The organism is Limisphaera sp. VF-2 (genome assembly GCF_049537125.1).
In the GTDB taxonomy this organism is placed as follows: Bacteria; Verrucomicrobiota; Verrucomicrobiia; order Limisphaerales; family Limisphaeraceae; genus Limisphaera.
Map to the genome: position 1 here is coordinate 815,294 of NZ_JBMVQY010000001.1, position 18,949 is coordinate 834,242.

Consider the following 18,949-nt stretch of genomic DNA (forward strand, 5'->3'; position numbering starts at 1 on the left):
GCGGGTCGGCGTCAAACACCACTCGCAACTGGGACGTTGAGGGATGACCAGCCCCGGCAGTGCGCACCTGCACCCGACGTTCGAGCCCCGGACGTTACTCGGGTCCCGTCGCTCCGCGCAAGCAAAATCGGCGAAAAAAATTGCAGTGCAGGCAAAGACGGCCTTGGACGGACCTCGAGCGAAAAATGTCCAGCGCCCGCCGCGCCAGCCGGATGTCGACGCCTGTTTTCCACCAGGAGTGCAGCCTCGACCCTCGCCCGGTTCTCGCCGGCGATTCAGCGGTTTTCCGCCCGCCCGGGCTGCAGCCCGTGCATCGCGAGCCATCAATGCCCCTGTCCGGCCCGGGCCGCGGGCCATGCACGACCGATTCGATGTGTTCCGTTTCCTCGGAGACGGGCCCACCAAGAGACAGCCCCACCGCCGGTGCGATCCAGCACGATCGCCTCCCAGGGTCAGCCCGCCGGTCATCGCACCTTCGCCGCCCCGGTCTCCGCCCTGCTCCAAGCCCGGGAAGGTCGGGGAAGTTTGCCCGCGCCGCTCAATCTTGTGCACCAGCCGACCGCCCCTGTACCCTGCCGCGCCATGGAAGATGTCGTCATTGTCGGCTCCGGTTGCGCCGGTTGGACTGCGGCCCTTTACGCAGCGCGCGCCAATCTCAAGCCCCTGGTTTTGACGGGCCATCTGCCCGGCGGATTGCTTACGACCACGACCATCGTGGAGAACTTCCCCGGTTTCCCCGACGGTGTGGACGGCTATGAATTGATGACCCGCATGCAAAAGCAGGCCGAGCGGTTCGGCGCCCGCGTCCGCATGGCCTCCCTGGAAGCCGCCAACCTGCAAACACGTCCCTTCGAACTCGTGGTCGATGGCGAAACACTGCGGACCCGCGCACTCATCATCGCCACGGGCGCCACCCATCGGAAGCTCGGGCTGGAAAGCGAGGCCCGACTCGAAAACAAGGGCGTCACCTACTGCGCCACTTGCGACGGCGCGCTCCCGATCTTCCGAAACAAGCCCCTGGTGGTCGTGGGCGGTGGCGACTCCGCCTGTGAAGAAGCCCTCTATCTCACACGATTCGGATCCGTGGTCTACCTTGTCCACCGACGCGACCAGCTCCGCGCGTCGAAGATCATGGCCGATCGTGCGCTCGCCCATCCCAAGATCAAACCGGTCTGGAACAGCGTCGTCACCGAAATCCTCGATGTGCAACAGGACCGCGTGACCGGCGTGCGACTTCGAAACGTCAAAACAAACGAGGAACGACTGCTCGAGTGTGCCGGTGTGTTCATCGCCATCGGCCACGTCCCCAACACCGCCCCGTTCAAAGGCCAACTGGAAATGGACGAAGCCGGCTACATCCTCACCCGGCGCGGTCCGTTGACCAGCGTCCCGGGTGTGTTCGTGGCGGGCGATTGTGCCGATCCGTACTATCGCCAGGCAGTCACCGCCGCCGGCATGGGCTGTGCCGCCGCCATCGAGGCCGAACGGTTCCTGGCCGCCGAAAGTCGCTGAGGCCGGCTTCCATCAACCGGCCAGCCCGCGACTTCCCGGATCCCACGTCGGCGGGCGCGGACTCGCCGTGCAACGCCGGGCGGAAACAGGGAAGATTCTCTGTTCGCCCAAGCCGCATCCACGCCCCGGGGCTCCCGCATCGTGACTTCGCGAAATCTCCGGTTGGAGGAGCGCCAGAGCCCCGTGGCGACAGAGGGATCCCAGAGGAGAGCCTGCTCCCTTCAATGTCGGAAGCCCGCTTCTCGAAGCGCAGGGCTCGTGTCCCCTTGGGGCCTGCCCCATCGCGATCCTCCTGAAACCCCTCGCGCACTCCGACAAAGACGGCCGGACGAGAGGCGGCAAGGTTCCCTCCCGGTTCGGGCGGGCCCCTGGATCGAATCCAAACGGTCTCCATCTGCATGAGCCCATCGACTTCGGGGCTGATCTTTGCGCAAGACGTGCTTCCGCCTTCGCAGCCCCGCCCACCGTGGGCTCGAGACCGGCCTCGATTGCTTTACCTGCGAAGGCCCGGGCACGGCAGGGGAACCGAACTTGCCCGGCGCCGAGACCGATCCCAAGCCCACGCCCACGATGCTCTGCCGTTCGTGGAATCCGGGGACATCCAGAGGCGGATTCCTCGACCCGCTGCAGCGTGCTTCGCCCGCTGCTTTTCTGATCCCTCCCCCACTCGATGAGAAATCCGTAGTGTCCGTGTGTCTGTTCCAGTTCCGCACCCGAGATGCGTGACGTGGGAGTCTGAGGCTGCTTCGGCTTCGGCCCAGAGCTCCCCTGTCACCGTGTTCCCCACTGACGGCGTGTCCATCCCCCGGACCGTCGAGCTTTCGGAGGCTCGGCACGGTCCGCCCAAGGGAAACCCACAATCCCGAGGTCCCGGGTTGCCAGCCCTACGCGGTTTCGATCGACGGAGCCGAGCGCCCCGATGCGGACGACCGGTTCGAATCCTTCGCGTAAGATCTCGCGATCAGCGATTGCCGGCGGACCGTCCGGGGCATCTTGGCGTTTTTCCCGGCCGGTCGGCCATTCGTGGGGCCCAGACTGAAGGCAGCGTTCAAGTCCGGGCCGGGCTTCGCGGGCTGCGAGGTGAGAAACCGCGCGGCACCCGGGCCTGGTGCGCAACGCACCTGCATCCCTGTATTGCCGGGCCGCAGGTATGCTCAACCGAAGCCCCCACGGGAGGATCCCCAGAAAACGCAACCGGCGAAGGAGAAACCTTCGCCGGTTGAGAAGGGAAGAAAGGGCTGATCGGAAGCTGCGTTAGCGTCGGCGCCGGAGCAGCAAGGGCAGCCCACCCAACAGCAGCAGCCCCGCACTGGACGGCTCCGGAATCATGTACGCCACCGCGTTCAAGAACAGCTGCGGACCATCGCCGATGAGATCAAAAACGCCTGCCACTTCAGAGGTTCCTACCGTGGCACTCTCGCGACTGCCCGTGAGGAACACCATCCTGCGGCTTCCCAGAACCTCATTTCGTGCCCCGCCATCGGATGGCGTCAAAGTCGCGCCCGCCGACCACTCGGCAATGATCATTCGGGTTCCGCCCACGGGCCCTGCGTCCGCAGGGGCCACCGTTGCCAGAATTGTGCCACCGCCGTCGAGGGGATCGGTCACGACTGAAATGCCCCGCTGAACATTATTCGTGCCACTCACCACCAAGGTGACGATGTCAGCGTACGGATTGAGCATCACATTCTGAGCGTCGCGGGCAATCCCTTGAAAGATGGGGTGGGACGGCTGCTCGATCTGCAAGCGGATCGCGTTGGTGGTGTCCGGAATGGTGTTGCCGGTCACATAGCCCAATCGACTCTCCCGCAACACATAACCGCCCAGGATCATCAAAGGCTTTGTGATGCTGGAATTCCACGCGAGAGTCTCATTGGGCTGCTGATAATGGGCGCTGTTCACCGACCGGCTGATGATGATCAAGTCAAAAGTATTGAGCTGGTCGATGAGACTCTGGGGAGGATTGTCCTGCGTCACAAATCTGGTGACGCTGTAACCGTTATTGGCAAGAAGCTGCGTATAGCCCGCATCCGGCGCTTGCGTGAAGCCCCGCGCGGCAGCATTTGTAGTGGGCTGATTATCACCCGGATGAAAACTGATCCATGCAATGTTCGTGTATTGCCCGAATGCCGCGGTCGCTGCCAAGACTACGGCCCCGATGATCGTGGGGACTTTGCACATATGCTCTCGATTGTTCAGGGTTGACCGATGCTTGCGCTGACGCCGCCCTTTGTAGAGAAGGGCACAAAGGTCGTCAACAATTTTTTACAAAACCGTAACGTTGCGCCGAGGCGCCGGTCCCAACCCTTGGCCGCAGCCCGATCACCGTACCCCGGCCGTGTACCAAAAGTCCGCAAGGCCGACCCTCCCCGGACTCGGAAGCTGTTGAGCCAGAGGACATTGACCACAACCACCGCCCTGCCCGTCCCCGAATGAGCAGTCCCGAGCCGGCGGGGTCTCCGGTGTGACCGGTTCGCACAGACCCGCCCGCCCACACCTCGAAAGACGAGCAGAGGTCACCACTGCACTCCCGACTCCGGTACGCCGCCAAACCGAGTGCCACCTCGTTCCCTCTGCCCGGACGTCCCAAAAGGGTCGCTTTTCCGAAGCGCGCCCGCGCAATCCGTTGACAGGGGAACGCATTTCGCGGCGGAAACGTTTCTCAATCCGGCGAAAGGGACCCGTCCACCTCCGAAGTGGTGGCTTTCTCCCAAAACGCCCACAGACCAACGCCCCGGCAGGTCGGAACGGCCGACGATCCCGGGTCATTCACTCGCGAAGGAAATCCGACATGGCTCAGCCGGGAGGGCAAAGGCGCACCGGCAGTCGAAGCGGCAGTCCATTCGGGATTCAAATCCTCCTCGAATGGTCGTCTGGCCCCGCCGGCGTTCGAGCAAGAATCGTGCGAAGTTGTCCCCGGCCCGCACGCCCGGAAAAAAGCGGAGTTGTCCGAGAACGACCCTCGATGCTTTGCACCTGTCCACGTGCCTTCATGGCTAAAGAGCCCTTTTCGAACAAACCGCCCTGGCGATCATCCCCCAAACGACGCCCTTTCCTCCCGAGCAACCTGACAACAGAGGCCCGAGCAACAAACTGACACAGAAGCCCCCTCCCTCCCGGCAAAGGCGCTCAGCGGGCCCATTGACGACTGGCGACCATGAAGAGCGGAGACGAGCCCGGCGACCATGCGAGGTTGGATGCCCCGTCCGCGGGTCCGTCTCAAAGCTCCAGGGACCGCAGAATCTTCTCGGCGGCCAACCGCGGTTGCGGCGCGGCGGTGATCGGCCGACCGATCACCAGCCAGTCCGCACCGGCCTCCAGGGCTTGTCGAGGGGTCAGTGTGCGGCGCTGGTCGTCTGCACCCCCGCCCTCGGGTCGGATGCCCGGAGTCACCAACTGCACGTGCGAAGGGAGCATTTGGCGCAATCCCGCAACTTCCAAGGGCGAACAAACCAGGCCGCGCAAGCCGGCCCGCACCGCCAGGGCCGCCAGCCGCTCGACCTGCCGGCCCACATGGTCGTCGCAGCCCACTTCGGCCAGAGCGGCGCTGTCGAGACTCGTCAACACCGTGACAGCCAGCACCAGCGGGGCGTTGCGACCGGTCTGTGCGGCGGTTTGCTGCGCGGCCTCTTCGGCCGCCTGCAGCATTGCCAACCCACCGCTGGCATGCACGGTGAGCATTTGCACGTCCAGTCGGACCGCCGCTGCGACCGCCCGGGCCACGGTGTTGGGGATGTCGTGGAATTTGAGATCGAGGAAGACCTGTGCGCCCGTTCGCCGCACGGCCCGCACGATGTCCGGTCCGGCAGCCGTGAACAGTTCGCTGCCGATCTTGAATCCGCCCACCGCCGGCGCCAGTTCGCGGACCAGATCCAACGCCTCCTCCGCCGTGGGCACGTCGAGCGCGACAAAAACCGGGTTGCGCATGCCGGGAGTATGCGCCGCCGGCAAGCGCACCGACAATGGCCAAGTGTCATGCGGATCCTCGAGTTGCGGACGATCGTGCCCCGCACTCGGGCCGACGGGAGCCCGACCCGCCGACTGCACAAGCCAACGAGAAAAAAACTACACGAGCAGACGGGTCCGCGCAGGCGATTGCACCGGCCGAAGCGCGGCGGGCAACCGTGCAGCATTTTTCACGGCCAGGGACCGGCCACCGTTTGTGCGCGGTCGAAAGCCGGTCCAAGCCTGGTCCATCGTTCCCTCGACCCTCCGCGGTCTTCCGGGCCACCGTGTTGCTCGACAGGTTTCGGCGCTGAGAAGGAACCGGAAGCGCCAGCTCGGGTTGGACCGCGCTGCAGGCCCGCCTCCGAAAGAAAGCGCAGCCTTGCCGGCCAAGGGAGGCGCGCCCGGAGCCCGGATACCGGGACTGCAAAAGGCGGCAAAACGAGACCGGCGCGGGAAATGCCGCATCGCCGGTGGCCATGGGAAATTTCCTTCCTCGCAGATCGGCTGCGGCTACTCTGGTCGCCGTTGATGCATCCGGTGGCCATACAGATCGGTCCCTTGACGATCCACTGGTACGGTGTGCTGGTGGCCCTGGGGTTTCTGGTGGGGTTGTGGAACGCGGCCCGGCGGGCACCGCGCGCGGGGCTTCCCGGGGAGGCGGTGGCGGATCTGGGGCCCTGGTTGATCCTCGGGGCCGTGGTGGGCGCCCGGTTGTGGTATGTGGCGAGCTACTGGCGCGAGCAGTTCGCCGCTGCGCCCTGGTGGGAGGTTTTCATGGTCCACCACGGTGGCCTGGTGTTTTATGGCGGCCTGGTCGGCGCCACGCTGGCGGCGTGGCTGTTCCTGGTGCGCCGGCGGCTGCCCCTGTGGCGCATGGCAGACGTCCTGGCCCCCGGCATCGCGCTGGGCTATGCCATCGGGCGTCTGGGCTGCTTGATGAACGGCTGTTGCTACGGCCGCGCGTGTTCCCTGCCGTGGGCGGTGACGTATCCCGAGGACAACCCTCTGTCCCCGCCGACCTTCCCTGTGCACCCCACCCAGATTTACGATTCGCTTTTGAGCCTGGCCCTGTACGGTGGGCTTGCGCGCGTCTTTGACAAACGTCGTTTCGACGGCCAGGTGTTCGCGCTCTACCTGATCGGCTACGCGGTGACGCGGTCTTTCGTGGAGTGTTTCCGGGGAGATTATCCGGCCGAACACATCCGGCTGGGCCTCACACCTGCGCAACAGTTCAGCGTGTGGATCTTGTTGGCCGGCGTTGGCCTGCTGTGTTGGCGGGCCCGCGCGGCTCGAAAGACTTCCGGCACTGCGGCGTCCTGAGTGGGGATCGATGGGGGCTCTGCCTGACGTCTCGGTTGTGGTTCTGGCGGGTTGCACCGCTTCGGGGAAATCCGAGGTGGCCCTGGAACTGGCGGAACGGTTGGACGGGGAGATCGTCTCGGTGGACTCCATGCAGGTGTACCGCGGCATGGACATCGGCACGGCGAAACCCTCTCCGGAAGAGCGGGCGCGTGTGCCCCATCACCTGCTGGACGTGGTCGATCCCCGCGAATCGTTCGATGTGGCCAGGTTCGTGGAGCTGGCCCGGGAAGTGTTGGCAGACCTGGCCCGACGAGGGAAGCCGGCGATCCTGTGCGGCGGCACGGGCCTGTATTTCAAGGCGCTGGCCCAGGGCCTGGGGGAGGCGCCCGCGCCGGATCCCCGCCTGCGCGCCGAGTTGGAAGCCACCCCTCTGGCCGATCTGCTCCGGGAACTGGCCCTGCGCGATCCCGCCACCTACGCGCGGATTGACCGACGCAATCCCCGCCGCGTCATCCGCGCCGTGGAGGTCATTCGCCTCACGGGTCAACCCTTCTCGGACCAACGCGCCCGTTGGAGTCTCGACGCGTGGCCGGCCCATTGGCAGGGCCGCATGTTCGGCCTCCAGAGAACTCCGGAAGACCTGCGACAACGCATCGAGGCCCGGGTCGATCGCATGTTCCAGGCCGGGCTGGTCGAAGAAACGCGTCGGCTGCTCGACCAGGGCGTGTCGCCCCGTTCCACCGCCTTGCAGGCGCTTGGGTACCGTCAGGTGCTGGAATACCTGGAGGGACGGCGCTCTCTGGCGGAGACCGTCGCCCTCGTCAAGCTGCGTACCCGTCAGTTCGCCAAGCGCCAGCGAACCTGGTTCCGCGGGCAAATGCCGCTGCGCTGGATCAACGTACCCGCCAGCGCCACGCCCTCGGAAATCGCCGACCGCATCCTCACAGAGTTGCGCCGAGAGCAGTAGCCCGAGCCGGGCAGAGCGGTACACATCCCGCGCGCCCGGATTCCCGGCTGCCCTGACCGTGTCGGACCTGTCAGCGCACCCGCAGACCACTGGACAACCACGGCAATCGCGCACAATTTTGGGGCCATGGCACTGACACCTTCGACCATGTTGTTGCCGTTGGGCACGCCGGCACCGGAGTTTCGCCTGCCGGACACCAATGGCCGATGGGTTTCGCTGGCGGATTTTCCCGGAGCCGCGGCCTATCTGGTCATGTTTCTCTGCAACCACTGTCCGTATGTGAAGCATATTCGCAGCGCGTTGGCCGAATTTGCGCGGGAGTACCAGAAACGGGGCGTGGCCATCGTGGGCATCAATTCGAACGACATCGAGCGCTATCCCGAGGACAGCCCCGAACGCATGAAAGAAGAGGTGCGCACCGCGGGCTACACCTTCCCCTACCTTTTCGACGAAACCCAGGAAGTCGCCAAGGCCTACCGCGCAGCCTGCACCCCCGACTTCTTCCTGTTCGACCGCAACCGCAAGTTGGTGTACCGCGGCCAGTTCGACGACAGCCGGCCCGGTAACGGCGTTCCGGTCACGGGTCGGGACCTCCGGGCCGCACTGGACGCAGTACTCGAGGGGCGCCCTGTGCCCACCGACCAGAAACCCAGCATGGGTTGCAACATCAAGTGGAAGCCGGGGAACGAGCCGGATTATTACAAGTAACCCGGGTCCCTTCGGCCCGCCGCGCCGTCGCGAACCCGCGCGGCACCGGAAGCTCGCCCCCGGGGTTTCCACGGCGGCCGAGCGCAAGTCGCAGCGGGGAAACAGCGAAAGGGCTCGCCCGAGTCACCCACATCCACCGGCAACTGGGGGCCGGACGAGCCCGGCCCAACGCGTTCACGCCCACGGGCCAACCGCCTGAATCCACATCTCCCGGTCGGTCCCGCACCCGAACCGACCGGCGCTCCCTGGGAGGAATTGGCAGCGGCCCCACCACGGGGGATCGACCCGCCGCAGCCGTCACGCACGACCGGCGTCGGGCTTGAAGATTCCCGGCCGAGCCAACCGAGCGTAACACCGCTGCGGTTGACACTCAGGCCGGCGGCGGAGGAAAAGAATCCCGATTCACTGCCTCCCCGGCGGGCCCAACAACCTCGACGCGGGCCGTCTCCCTGTCGCCCGCCCCCGGGCCGGGGCGCAGCTGCGTCGTGCAAAAAAGCCATCGTTCCGTGCACAAATTGTCCCTTGCCCGGCGGAGCCCGCCGCGGTTTGCTGGGCCGGATGAAACCGTTTATCCATGACGATTTTCTGCTGACGACGCGCACGGCCCGACGGCTTTACCACAAGTTCGCCGAGGCGGAGCCGATCCTGGATTTCCACTGCCATTTGCCGCCGCGCGACCTGGCCGAAAATCGGCGGTTCGCCAACCTGTTCGAGATCTGGCTCGAGGGAGACCACTACAAGTGGCGTGCCATGCGGTCCAACGGGGTCGATGAACGCTACTGCACCGGTGACGCCACCCCTTATGAGAAGTTTCTGGCCTGGGCACGCACGGTGCCCCAGACGTTGCGCAATCCCCTCTATCACTGGACGCATTTGGAATTGAAACGCTACTTCGGCATCAACCTGCTCCTCAGCGAGGAAACGGCACCGATCATTTGGGAACGGGCCAACGCCCGCCTGGCGACGCCTCAACTAACTGCGCAGGGCATCTTGTGCAGGTTCAACGTGCGCCTCGTCGGCACCACGGACGATCCCACCGACGATCTCCGGCATCATGCGAAGCTGGCGCAGGCCGGATTGCCGTTCAAAGTGGTCCCCACCTTCCGCCCCGACAAGGCCCTACAGATCCATCAAACCGAGGCCTGGAATGCGTGGGTGGACAAACTGGCCGCCGCCGCCGACGTCGAGATCGCCTCCTGGGACGACTTCCTCGAGGCCCTGAGCCGCCGCCACGAGGCCTTCGCCCGGCTGGGCGCCCGCGCCTCCGATCACGGGTTGGAAACCGCTTTTGCCACCTTCACCACCGAGGCCCGTCTCCGCGCCATCTTCCGCAAGGCCCGCGCCGGCAAGCCCGTCACACCGGAGGAACGCGATGCCTTCGCCACGCACGTGATGCTCCATGTCGGGCGGCTCAACGCGGCCAAGGGCTGGGTCATGCAACTCCACCTCGGCGCCATGCGCAACAACAACACCCGTCGCTTCCAACAGCTCGGTCCCGACACCGGCTTCGATTCGATCGGCGACTTCCCTCAGGCCCGGAACCTTGCTGCGTTTCTCGACCGGTTGGATCAGGAAGACGCCCTTCCCCGCACGATCCTTTACAACCTGAACCCGGCCGACAACTACGTCTTCGGCACCATGCTCGGCAATTTCATGGACGGCAGGGTCCCCGGTAAAATCCAGTTCGGTCCCGCCTGGTGGTTCCTGGATCAGAAAGAAGGCATGGAGTGGCAACTGAACGCGCTTTCCAACCTCGGTCTGTTGTCCCGTTTCGTCGGCATGGTCACCGATTCCCGCTCTTTCATGAGCTATCCACGGCACGAGTATTACCGACGCGTGCTCTGCAATCTCCTGGGGCGCGACGTCGAAAACGGGGAACTGCCGAACGATGATGCGCTGCTCGGGCCGTTGATTCGCAACCTCTGTTACCGCAACGCCCGAAGCTACTTCGGGTTCGACGACCTGCCCGACTCTGCTCCGAACGACACGACCCGGCCCAAGCCGTCGCGCGTCCGGGGCTGAGCCGGTTCAGCGGTCCATGGTCGTCACCCCCGTTGCGGGCTCCGCGCCGGCGGCCCGACACAGTTCCGCCAGGGCCCGGTACACCGTTGCGGCCGCATCCGGCCCACAGGAATTGATTCCCCCGTACGGTCGCCGGCTCAGCCCATACGTGTACGGCGGTTTCTCGTCCCACTGACTTTTGGGAACCAGATAGCCCAGCTCGTCGTTGGCCAGACCCACCACCAACTTCAACCGGCCCGGCATCAGAGCCCGCAACGGGGGCACCTCCACGGGGGCGATCCCAAAGTCGGCCCCAGCCGGCGCCTCCACCCCGCCGTTGGCGATTTCCGGATACAATTCGCCGGGCACACACGCCAGGGATGCATCTCCGACGCGCAACAACGCCACCTCGCTCCGCACCCGCGGCCAGCGCACATAGCCCCGGTCCAACACCCCGAGCCATCCGGCCAACCAGTACAAGCGATTCGAGACCGGCACCTCGATGGTACGCGCCCAAATCCCAACGGTTGCATGCGGCGTCCCTTCGCCTTCGCCCGCCCGCAATCGCGGTGCAATGCGCGCGGCCAACTGATGCCCCACGGCCCGCGACTTCTCGTGAGAGGGTTCCCGAATCGGCGTTCCCGTCCATGGATCCTCCACCGTCACCCCGGGCGAGGTCGTCATCAACCCGCCCACCGCCCCGTTCACAAACAAATGAATCCCGCCCACTGGAGCCAACCCTTCCCGGTCCCCCAGCCGGACGCCCCGTTCCAAGGCCTCGCGCAAAAAACCGCAAAAATCCGCCGTCACCTCCTGATTGCGCGACCAGGGCGTTTCCGGGTGGTTGCCCCAATTGATGATGCTGCCCAGCGTCCGCCCCTCCTCCGCCGACACAAATTGCATCACGCGCACGTCGGCGTCGTACACCTCCGGCGGGCGTGTATCTGTCAACAGGCCCCGGGGCGGGCAGGGAATCTCGTGCAATACCAGCCGCGCCGCCCTCAGGCTCGACACGGCCTGGCCCACCGCGGCCACACAGGCCCCTCGGACCTGCTCCAAATATGCAGGATCCACCCCGGTCCGCCACGGACTCGGGCCCCACAGCCCCATCAGATCCGGCGTCGAGTGATTGTGGGTGCTGCAAACCACCAGGTAGTCCAGGCGCCACGATTCCGGGAGCCTCCTCCGGACGCGCACCACGTCGTCATGGAAAAAGCCAATCGCATCCAGGGCGACCAACCCCAGCCGGCGCCGACCGTCATCCAGTACACAGGCCACCGCCCACAGATCGTCGTGCACCCGTGTGGCCCGGCGGTTCTGCCCAAACCCGGCCAGATACACCGGGCGACCATCCGGCGTCACTTCCGGTGTAATTCGGCTCCTCCCAAAACCCACGCGCAGCGCACCCGCCTCGGGCCTCTCCTGGGGGAGGGCCAGGGCCAGTTCGTATCCCGGGCTGCGATCTCGGAACGCGACCAGGGCTCGAAGGGTCACGCCGGCCACCAGCACGCAGAGGGCCACTGCAACGAGACTCAGGAAGCGCTTCAGCCAGCGCCGGGCATGGGGACGTTGGGGATCGGACTTCATAAGCGCACCCTATCAGGCCCTCGAAAGGCAGGTCAACGCAGCGAAAGCGGTTGCGCCCTACCGCGGTGCATCTCGCTTCTGGGTACCCCGGACCCTCGGCGGAATTCCGGGCACCCCCGGCAGGAAAAAGCCGAGGAGAAACGGCAGTTCTCTTGGATCCGTGAACCCGGGGCTGAATGACGGAAATGCGCCCGCCCCATCGCATAGAAGCCTCCACGTGCCCGGTGGAAGCCCGGTCGGGCGATCCCGGTTCGGGCCGGCACCAGCGCTGCCCGCCCGCCAACCGCGCCAGCCCCGGCTCCGCGTCCGTGAGGCCCGGAGCTCCTCCCTGGGCCCCGTCCACTGGACCGCCGGCATCCCAGGGGGAAAGTCCTCCGAATGCCTGCCGAAGTCCTTCCCGAGATCAAGGATCCAGTCCGGGAAGTGGGCCAGTCCCGGCTGGCACAACGAGTCGTCGGATGACCGGGGAGAATCTCCCGTGACCAGCCGACGTTATTCGTAACTTACCGAGCCTCCGGACCGCGAGCCCAGCCACTGTTCGAAGGCTTCCGGCGTTTCCACGACAAGCACCCCCTGCGCCATGGCGGCATGACCGTTGCCACACAGTTGCGCGCAGTAGATGCGGAACCGTCCCTCCCGCGTCGGCGTGAAATGCACCGGCACCCGCATCCCGGGAATCGCATCCTGGGTGAGGCGCATCGAGGGAATCTTGAACGAATGGATGACGTCCTTGGAGCTGATGTAGGCAATGACCGGTTTGCCCACCGGCACATGCATCTCGTTCAACACCACCACGTCGTCCTGACCGGCCGGGTCGGAAGGGTCCACGCCAAAGATGTTGGTCTCGTTCACCAGCCTCATGTCCTGCCGGCCGAACTGTCCGTCCGGGCCGGGATAGCGGAAGTTCCAGTTGAACTGTTGGGCCACCACCTGCACCACCGTGGACTCTTTCTCGGAGGGAAACGACTCCACCGCCCGCGCCCAGATCGGCACCGCCAGGAACACCAGCAACAACCCCTCGACCGTGGCCACGGCCACCTCCGCATAGGTGGAGACATGGCTCCGCAGACCCTCGGGCGCGGACCGGGGCTGACGCCGCTGGTGAAAACGCCACAGCACGTAAACGAAGTAAATCAACCAGCCCACGAACAGGATCGCCATGAGCCAGTGCACATAACTGATGAACCGGTCAATGGCCACCCCGTGAGCCGAAGCCACCTCTGGGATTCCCAACCACCTGGTCATCGTTGCACCTCCACGTTCCCCCGGCCGGTAACCGCTCCGGCTTTTCGTTGTTCCTGTCGCACCGCGTGAACGAAAAATGCCACCACGCCGGTCAACACCAGCGCCACCACGCCCACCAGGGCCACCACCGCCCAGGCCAGCCCCCGCGAGGCCGGTGCCCCCGGGTCCCCGTAACAGACGGCACAAGCCATTCCCGACCAGGGCGCCAACCCGGCCAGCATCGCCGTACCGACCCTGGCCTTTGCCCCCCGACTCTTCACCACACGCATGCTCGGGCTCATAGATAGGCTGCCGACTTCAGCTTGCGCAGGAACCAGACCCCGTACACCACCACGACGATCCCGCCCATGCCACTCGCCAATCCCAGCCATAAATCTGACCGTTGCCCGCCCTCCCCGAACGCCTGCGCCAAGAGCCACGCAGCGGTGCCGAAGCAGAGCACGCTCAACAGGCTCACAAACACCACATGCACCGTCTTCAACGACATAGGCACCTATCAGACGCCTCCGGGGGCGGGCGTGTCGCCGTGCGCCCAGATGCAAAGTCCCATCAATGCCGCAAAAAACAAGACCGTGAAGGCCAGCAGCGAGTAGATGACATTCCGCTCCTGGAGCAGGTGCATCAGGTGTCCCGCCACGAGGAACGCGTTGAAACCCGCCGCGGCCAGGATCAGGCCCGTCCGCAGGCCGGGCTCTGCCAGGGGCGCATAGGCGGCGCCCACCATGCACAGCGTGACCGCAGCCACCACCAGCAACACGGTTCGACACCGCACCACCGCGGCTCGATACACATCTTCTTTCGACAGGGCCTCTTTCATGGGTTCAGGTCAGGTACAACACTGGGAACAGGAAAATCCACACCAAATCCACGAAGTGCCAAAACAAGCCCGCCACTTCCACCCGGTTGGTGAAATGCTCGGGGTCCACATGCCACAGCCGGCTTCCCGGCCCCCAGAGGTAGGCAAACACCACCAGGCCCCCGAGCACGTGGAGGCCGTGCAAGCCGGTCAGGGTGAAATAAATCGCCATGAACGTGTTGTGGCGGGGCGCGTAATTCTGCATCCGCACGATTTGGTCCCGAGGGATGACCAGTTCCTCGTGCGGACCGTGCTTCCGACGTCCATCCAGCAGTTCCCGGCGGTCCGCCACATACCGTCCATGCAGGACAACGGTTTCCGCCGTGGTTCGAGCCCGGACCAGGTGACCGTCCGCAATCCGGCCATCCTTCAACTGCACCTCATAATGCAACCACTTGTCGCGATACTCGTAGCCTTTGATGCCCAGGAAGATCGTGCCCAGGATCAGGGTCAGGCCCAGATGCAGCTTGAACCGGTCGAACCGTCGGGCCTTGCAGGCGGCCCAGGCCAACAGGGTCGTCACCGCCGAGGCCGCCAGCAGCAGCGTGTTCAAGGTGCCCAGCGGGACACTCAACCAGCCGTGCGGCCAGGTGTCCGGCGGAGCGCCCATGCGCAAAAACACGTACGCCGAAAACAGCCCTCCGAACAACATCACCTCGGAGGCCAGAAACAGCCACATGCCCAACTTGGCGTTGTACACGCCCGTGTCGGGCCGCGGTTGAACGGTGTAAGCGATTTCCATGGATCAATGCCCCAATCTCAGGAACGAGTTGCCTGATCCGACAAGGCCGACTCCGGAACGCTCTGCGGCAGGTAATCCGTGCCGTCCGCCCGGGGCCCGTACGCGTACGCCCAGCGATGCACACTCGGCGGCCGAAGGAAGTTGCCGTGCGGCGGTGGCGTGGGTGTCTGCCACTCCAGCGTGGTGCTCTGCCAGGGATTGTCGTCCCGCACGGGTTCGCCCCGCCAAATGCTCCGGAACAGATTCACAATGAACGGAATCTGCGCCAGCCCCAGGCCAACCGCCGCCCACAAGATGTAATTGTTCAGTCCCAAAATGAAGTCGCTCAACGTGCCCTCCACGCCCGGGGCGACCCGCGTCGAGTAACTCAAGCCGCCGTCCGACATGCGCCGCAGCATCCCGGCAAACCCCTGGGCGAACATTGGCATGAACACCGCGTTCATGAACAACAACGAACACCAGAAATGCACCCGCCCCCAGAACTCGTTCATCCGCCGCCCCGTGAGCTTCGGGAACCAGTAATAAATGCCCGCAAACAGGGCAAAGATGGTCCCCGGAGCCACCACATAGTGGAAGTGGCCGATGACGTAGTAGGTATCGTGCAACTGGATGTCACTGGCGGCAAAGCCCAGGGGCAGGCCCGTCAACCCGCCGATCCCGAACATCGGCAGAAAGGCCAGGGCAAACAACATCGGCGTATTGATGCGGATGCTCCCGCCCCACAGCGAGATCAGCAGGCAGGTCAACAGGATGACCGACGGAATGGAAATGATGATGGTTGTGGTCTGGAAGAAGGTCGAAATCCTCGTTCCCATACCGGTCAGGTACATGTGATGTGCCCACACGAGAAAGGACAGGAAGCCCAGGGTCAGAACGGCGTAGACCATGGTCCGGTAACCCCACAAGGGCTTGCGAATGTTGTTGGACAGGATCTCCGCCACAATGCCCAATGCAGGCAGAATCAGCACGTACACCTCCGGATGCGCCAGGAACCAAAACAGATGCTGCCAGAGCAAGGGGCTGCCCCCGCCGCTGATGTTGGCCGTGGCCCCGCCCACCGCCAGACCGGTGGGCAGGAAAAAGCTCGTCCCCGCTACCTTGTCCATCAGCTGCAGGATCCCAGCGGCTTCCAAGGGGGGAAACGCCAGCAACAACAGGAACGAGGCAACCAGTTGGGCCCAGACAAAGAACGGAAGGCGCATCCAGGTCATGCCCGGGGCCCGCAGCTGGACGATCGTGGTAATGATGTTCACCGAGCCCAACAGCGAGGAGGTAATCAACAGGATCATCCCGATGAGCCAGAACGTTTGACCGTCGGTCGGGATCACCGTGGCCAGCGGCGAGTAGGAGGTCCAGCCCGCCTGAGCGGCCCCGCCCGGGATCAAGAAGCTGGCCAGCATCACGACGCCCCCCAGGAAGTAGAGCTGATAGCTCATCATATTGAGGCGCGGGAAGGCCATGTCGTTGGCGCCGATCATGAGCGGGATCAGGTAGTTGCCGAAGGCCCCCACCGCCAGCGGCACGATCGCCAGGAACACCATGATCGTGCCATGCATGGCACCGAACATGTTGTAGAGGTCGGGGGACATCACCCCCTTGCTGGCCGGGCTGCCCAGCACCTTTTCGAGGAACCAGCCCACCACGGGCACCGGCTCGCCCGGGTGGGCGATCTGCCAGCGCATGGTCAGGATGAGGAAAAACCCGAGCAACAGGAAACACAAGGCGGTCAGGCCGTACTGGATGCCAATGACCTTGTGGTCCGTGGAGAAGACATAGGTACGCCAAAAACCACCGGGAGCTTCACTGTGCTCCGCGTGTTTCAGGTGAGGGAGAACGGTACTGGTCGCTTGCATGGTCGTATCCGTGTTCCACTTGCGCGGCACCTCAGGGCGTCCATCGCACCTTGTCCAGGACCAGGAACACCAGCAACACGGGCAGATAGAGAATGGACGCCAAAAAGAGTCGCCGGGCCGCCCGGTCGGTTCGTTGCCGGGCCAGTTGCAACGCCGCGCCAAGGTACGCCAACCCCAGAACCGCCGCGGCCCCAAGATACAAATCTCCCGTGAGGCCCAGGTACCAGGGCAATCCACTCACAGGCAACAACAGCAGCGTCCACCCCACCGCCTGGCGGCCGGTGCGGATCCCGGTGGGATCGAACTGGGGTAACATCCGGAAGCCGGCCCGCGCATAATCGTCCCGGTACATCCAAGCGATGCCGAAGAAGTGGGGCATCTGCCAGCACGCCACGATCCCGAAGAGCGCCCAGGCGCCCGCATCGAGGCTGCCTCGCGCAGCGGCCCAGCCGATCACCGGGGGCAGCGCGCCCGGGATGGCGCCCACCCAGGTGTTCCACCAGACCCTGCGTTTCAAGGGGGTGTACAGAAGCAGATAAGAGCCCAATGTCACCGCCCCCAGGAGTGCGGACAGTCCGTTGCACGTCCACGCCAGATATCCGAGGCCGACCGCTGCCAGTCCCGTTCCCACGCCGAAGGCCGTGCGCGGTTGCATCCAGCCGGAAGGCAACGGGCGATGCTGCGTGCGCGGCATTCGACCATCCTCCTCGCGTTCCATCCATTCGTTCAGCGCCGCCCCGCCTGCGGCCAGCAGGCCCACCCCGAGCAGTGCGTGCATCAAGCCCGGCCAGTTCAAAGGACCGGCATCCGCCAGATAAAAGCCCACCAGAGTGGTGAGAAGCACCAGCGAGTTCAGCCGCGCCTTGACCAGCTCGGCCCACATCGCGAGGGCGCCGGACTCCCGTGCCAGGCCCCGGCTGAGCACGGAGGCGGCGAACTTGGCGGAACTTTTGGAATCCATGGCTCAAACTCCTGTCGCGGCCTGTGCCGCCCACGACACTCGACCCCACGGTTGCACCCGTTCGTGGACCCGCGGGGCAAACGCGGTTACGCTCAACAAAACACCGGACATAAAGGTCACGGCCCCCGTGACCACGTGCAATGTGGCCACATCCGCGGCCTTGTTGGACCACACCGTCCAGGCGCCCAGGAGAAACTGCATCCCCACCAGCGCCAACCAGACACCCGCCAGGCGACGCACTGCATGGTCCCGCGGCAGGCAACGACGCGTACGAATCCACGCCCAGCCGATCGCCCCCAACACCCCCAGTGCCAGAAGACGATGCGCCATGTGCACGTAGATATGCGTGGCCGTGATGTCGTTGAGGGCGCGGGTTTCCAACCGCTGCTGGTTGTAGCGCGCGATCGACTCGGGATCCGTGGCCGGCCAGAGCCGACCATACGCCAGAGGGAAGTCGGGCACGGCCAGCCCTGCATGTTCATGGCGCATCGTGGCCCCGAGAACGAGCTGCCCCAGAACCAGGGCCGTGGCCAGGGCATAAACGCCGCGCAAGGACCTGACCTCGGGATCCGCCGCAGGTGCGGTTTCTCGCCTCCGCCACCAGGGGGACAACATCAGGGCAATCACGCCCATGAACGCCAGGAAACACTGGGCGAGCGTGGCGTGCACAATCCCCAACTCATCCTTGTAGAGAGTCACCCGCAGGCCGCCCAGGATGCCTTGCAAAATGACCATCGCCACGGCGATCCAGCCCAGCCTGCGCAAGACGGCCGATTGCGGGGCACAGCGCGGCCAGAAAGCCGAGGCGCCCAGCGCAGCAAGAGCGGTCGCACCCAACACCACTGCGTCCTGCCACCGCGCCGGCCAAATCAGGGACACGGTCAGCGCCCCGCCAAGCAGGGCCCATCCGGCTCGCCGCAGCCAGGGCCGGGCGGGAGCTCCCTGCATCCAAATGGCCAGAACCAGGGTCAACAGCCCGACCGCGGCCCCCAGCAAACGGTGGGTGTGCTCATAAAAAATCCCCCCGATCCATTGAGAGATCGGGAAGAAAAACATGTTGTAACCGTAGGTGTTGGGCCAATCGGGCACCGCCATACCGGCGCCGTGACTCGTGACCAAGCCGCCGGCACCGATCAGCACCAACACGGCCAGCACGGTCAGCCCCGCAAACCGGTACAGCGCAAGGGAAGAAAAATCCGAACTCACCACGTACCCCACACACCCGAAGGGACCGCCGCGGCCCCACCGCATCGTCCGCGGCAGCCCC

16 protein-coding genes are annotated in these 18,949 nt (G+C 65.0%); 5 read left to right on the forward strand and 11 right to left on the reverse strand.

Translation table 11 applies throughout. The features are described 5' to 3' along the window. Positions 1-582 precede the first annotated feature (582 nt). On the forward strand, positions 583-1,512 hold the full coding sequence (gene trxB, locus ACPDIT_RS02865; protein WP_423442565.1) for a thioredoxin-disulfide reductase: 930 nt from the start codon (positions 583-585) through the stop codon (positions 1,510-1,512). Positions 1,513-2,766: 1,254 nt separating this feature from the next. On the opposite strand, the gene ACPDIT_RS02870 is transcribed toward trxB, so the two are convergent. Both ACPDIT_RS02870 and pyrF read right to left on the reverse strand, forming a co-directional pair. After that, positions 2,767-3,693, reverse strand: coding sequence for a PEP-CTERM sorting domain-containing protein (locus ACPDIT_RS02870; protein ID WP_423441359.1), 927 nt, complete (start codon positions 3,691-3,693; stop codon positions 2,767-2,769). A 1,038-nt stretch (positions 3,694-4,731) separates the two neighbouring features. Next, a complete protein-coding gene (pyrF, locus tag ACPDIT_RS02875; protein WP_423441361.1) occupies positions 4,732-5,439 on the reverse strand; it encodes an orotidine-5'-phosphate decarboxylase in 708 nt (235 codons plus the stop codon). Between the two features lie 549 nt (positions 5,440-5,988). Here pyrF and lgt point away from each other — a divergent pair. From lgt to uxaC, 4 genes are all read left to right on the forward strand, one after another. Continuing rightward, complete coding sequence (gene lgt / locus ACPDIT_RS02880; protein WP_423442566.1) at positions 5,989-6,780, forward strand: prolipoprotein diacylglyceryl transferase; 792 nt, start codon at positions 5,989-5,991, stop codon at positions 6,778-6,780. A 10-nt stretch (positions 6,781-6,790) separates the two neighbouring features. Further along, positions 6,791-7,729, forward strand: coding sequence for a tRNA (adenosine(37)-N6)-dimethylallyltransferase MiaA (gene miaA, locus ACPDIT_RS02885; protein WP_423441363.1), 939 nt, complete (start codon positions 6,791-6,793; stop codon positions 7,727-7,729). Positions 7,730-7,855: 126 nt separating this feature from the next. After that, a complete protein-coding gene (locus tag ACPDIT_RS02890) occupies positions 7,856-8,437 on the forward strand; it encodes a thioredoxin family protein (RefSeq protein ID WP_423441365.1) in 582 nt (193 codons plus the stop codon). 558 nt (positions 8,438-8,995) lie between these two features. Further along, positions 8,996-10,459 (forward strand): glucuronate isomerase, encoded by a 1,464-nt coding sequence (uxaC, locus tag ACPDIT_RS02895; RefSeq protein WP_423441366.1) that lies wholly within the window; start codon positions 8,996-8,998, stop codon positions 10,457-10,459. 6 nt (positions 10,460-10,465) lie between these two features. On the opposite strand, the gene ACPDIT_RS02900 is transcribed toward uxaC, so the two are convergent. The 9 genes from ACPDIT_RS02900 to ACPDIT_RS02940 form a co-directional block, all read right to left on the reverse strand. Continuing rightward, complete coding sequence (locus tag ACPDIT_RS02900; protein ID WP_423441368.1) at positions 10,466-12,025, reverse strand: hypothetical protein; 1,560 nt, start codon at positions 12,023-12,025, stop codon at positions 10,466-10,468. A gap of 492 nt (positions 12,026-12,517) precedes the next feature. Next, entirely contained in the window at positions 12,518-13,270 is a 753-nt protein-coding gene (locus ACPDIT_RS02905; protein WP_423441370.1) for a cytochrome c oxidase subunit II, read from the reverse strand. Further along, positions 13,267-13,539 (reverse strand): hypothetical protein, encoded by a 273-nt coding sequence (locus ACPDIT_RS02910; protein ID WP_423441372.1) that lies wholly within the window; start codon positions 13,537-13,539, stop codon positions 13,267-13,269. Before ACPDIT_RS02910 ends, ACPDIT_RS02905 begins: the two co-directional genes overlap by 4 nt. Positions 13,540-13,547: 8 nt before the next feature. After that, positions 13,548-13,757, reverse strand: coding sequence for a hypothetical protein (locus tag ACPDIT_RS02915; protein WP_423441374.1), 210 nt, complete (start codon positions 13,755-13,757; stop codon positions 13,548-13,550). Between the two features lie 9 nt (positions 13,758-13,766). Then, complete coding sequence (locus ACPDIT_RS02920; RefSeq protein WP_423441375.1) at positions 13,767-14,087, reverse strand: hypothetical protein; 321 nt, start codon at positions 14,085-14,087, stop codon at positions 13,767-13,769. A 4-nt stretch (positions 14,088-14,091) separates the two neighbouring features. Next, a complete protein-coding gene (locus ACPDIT_RS02925) occupies positions 14,092-14,868 on the reverse strand; it encodes a cytochrome c oxidase subunit 3 (protein WP_423441376.1) in 777 nt (258 codons plus the stop codon). A gap of 17 nt (positions 14,869-14,885) precedes the next feature. Continuing rightward, positions 14,886-16,721 carry a cytochrome c oxidase subunit I gene (locus ACPDIT_RS02930; protein ID WP_423441377.1) on the reverse strand — a complete coding sequence of 612 codons (1,836 nt, stop codon included), beginning with the start codon at positions 16,719-16,721 and terminating at the stop codon, positions 14,886-14,888. Between the two features lie 31 nt (positions 16,722-16,752). Beyond that, positions 16,753-17,682 (reverse strand): heme o synthase, encoded by a 930-nt coding sequence (gene cyoE, locus ACPDIT_RS02935; RefSeq protein WP_423441379.1) that lies wholly within the window; start codon positions 17,680-17,682, stop codon positions 16,753-16,755. Positions 17,683-17,685: 3 nt separating this feature from the next. Beyond that, positions 17,686-18,933: a COX15/CtaA family protein gene (locus ACPDIT_RS02940; RefSeq protein WP_423441381.1), complete on the reverse strand. Its 1,248-nt coding sequence runs from the start codon at positions 18,931-18,933 to the stop codon at positions 17,686-17,688. Between the last annotated feature and the right edge of the window lie 16 nt (positions 18,934-18,949).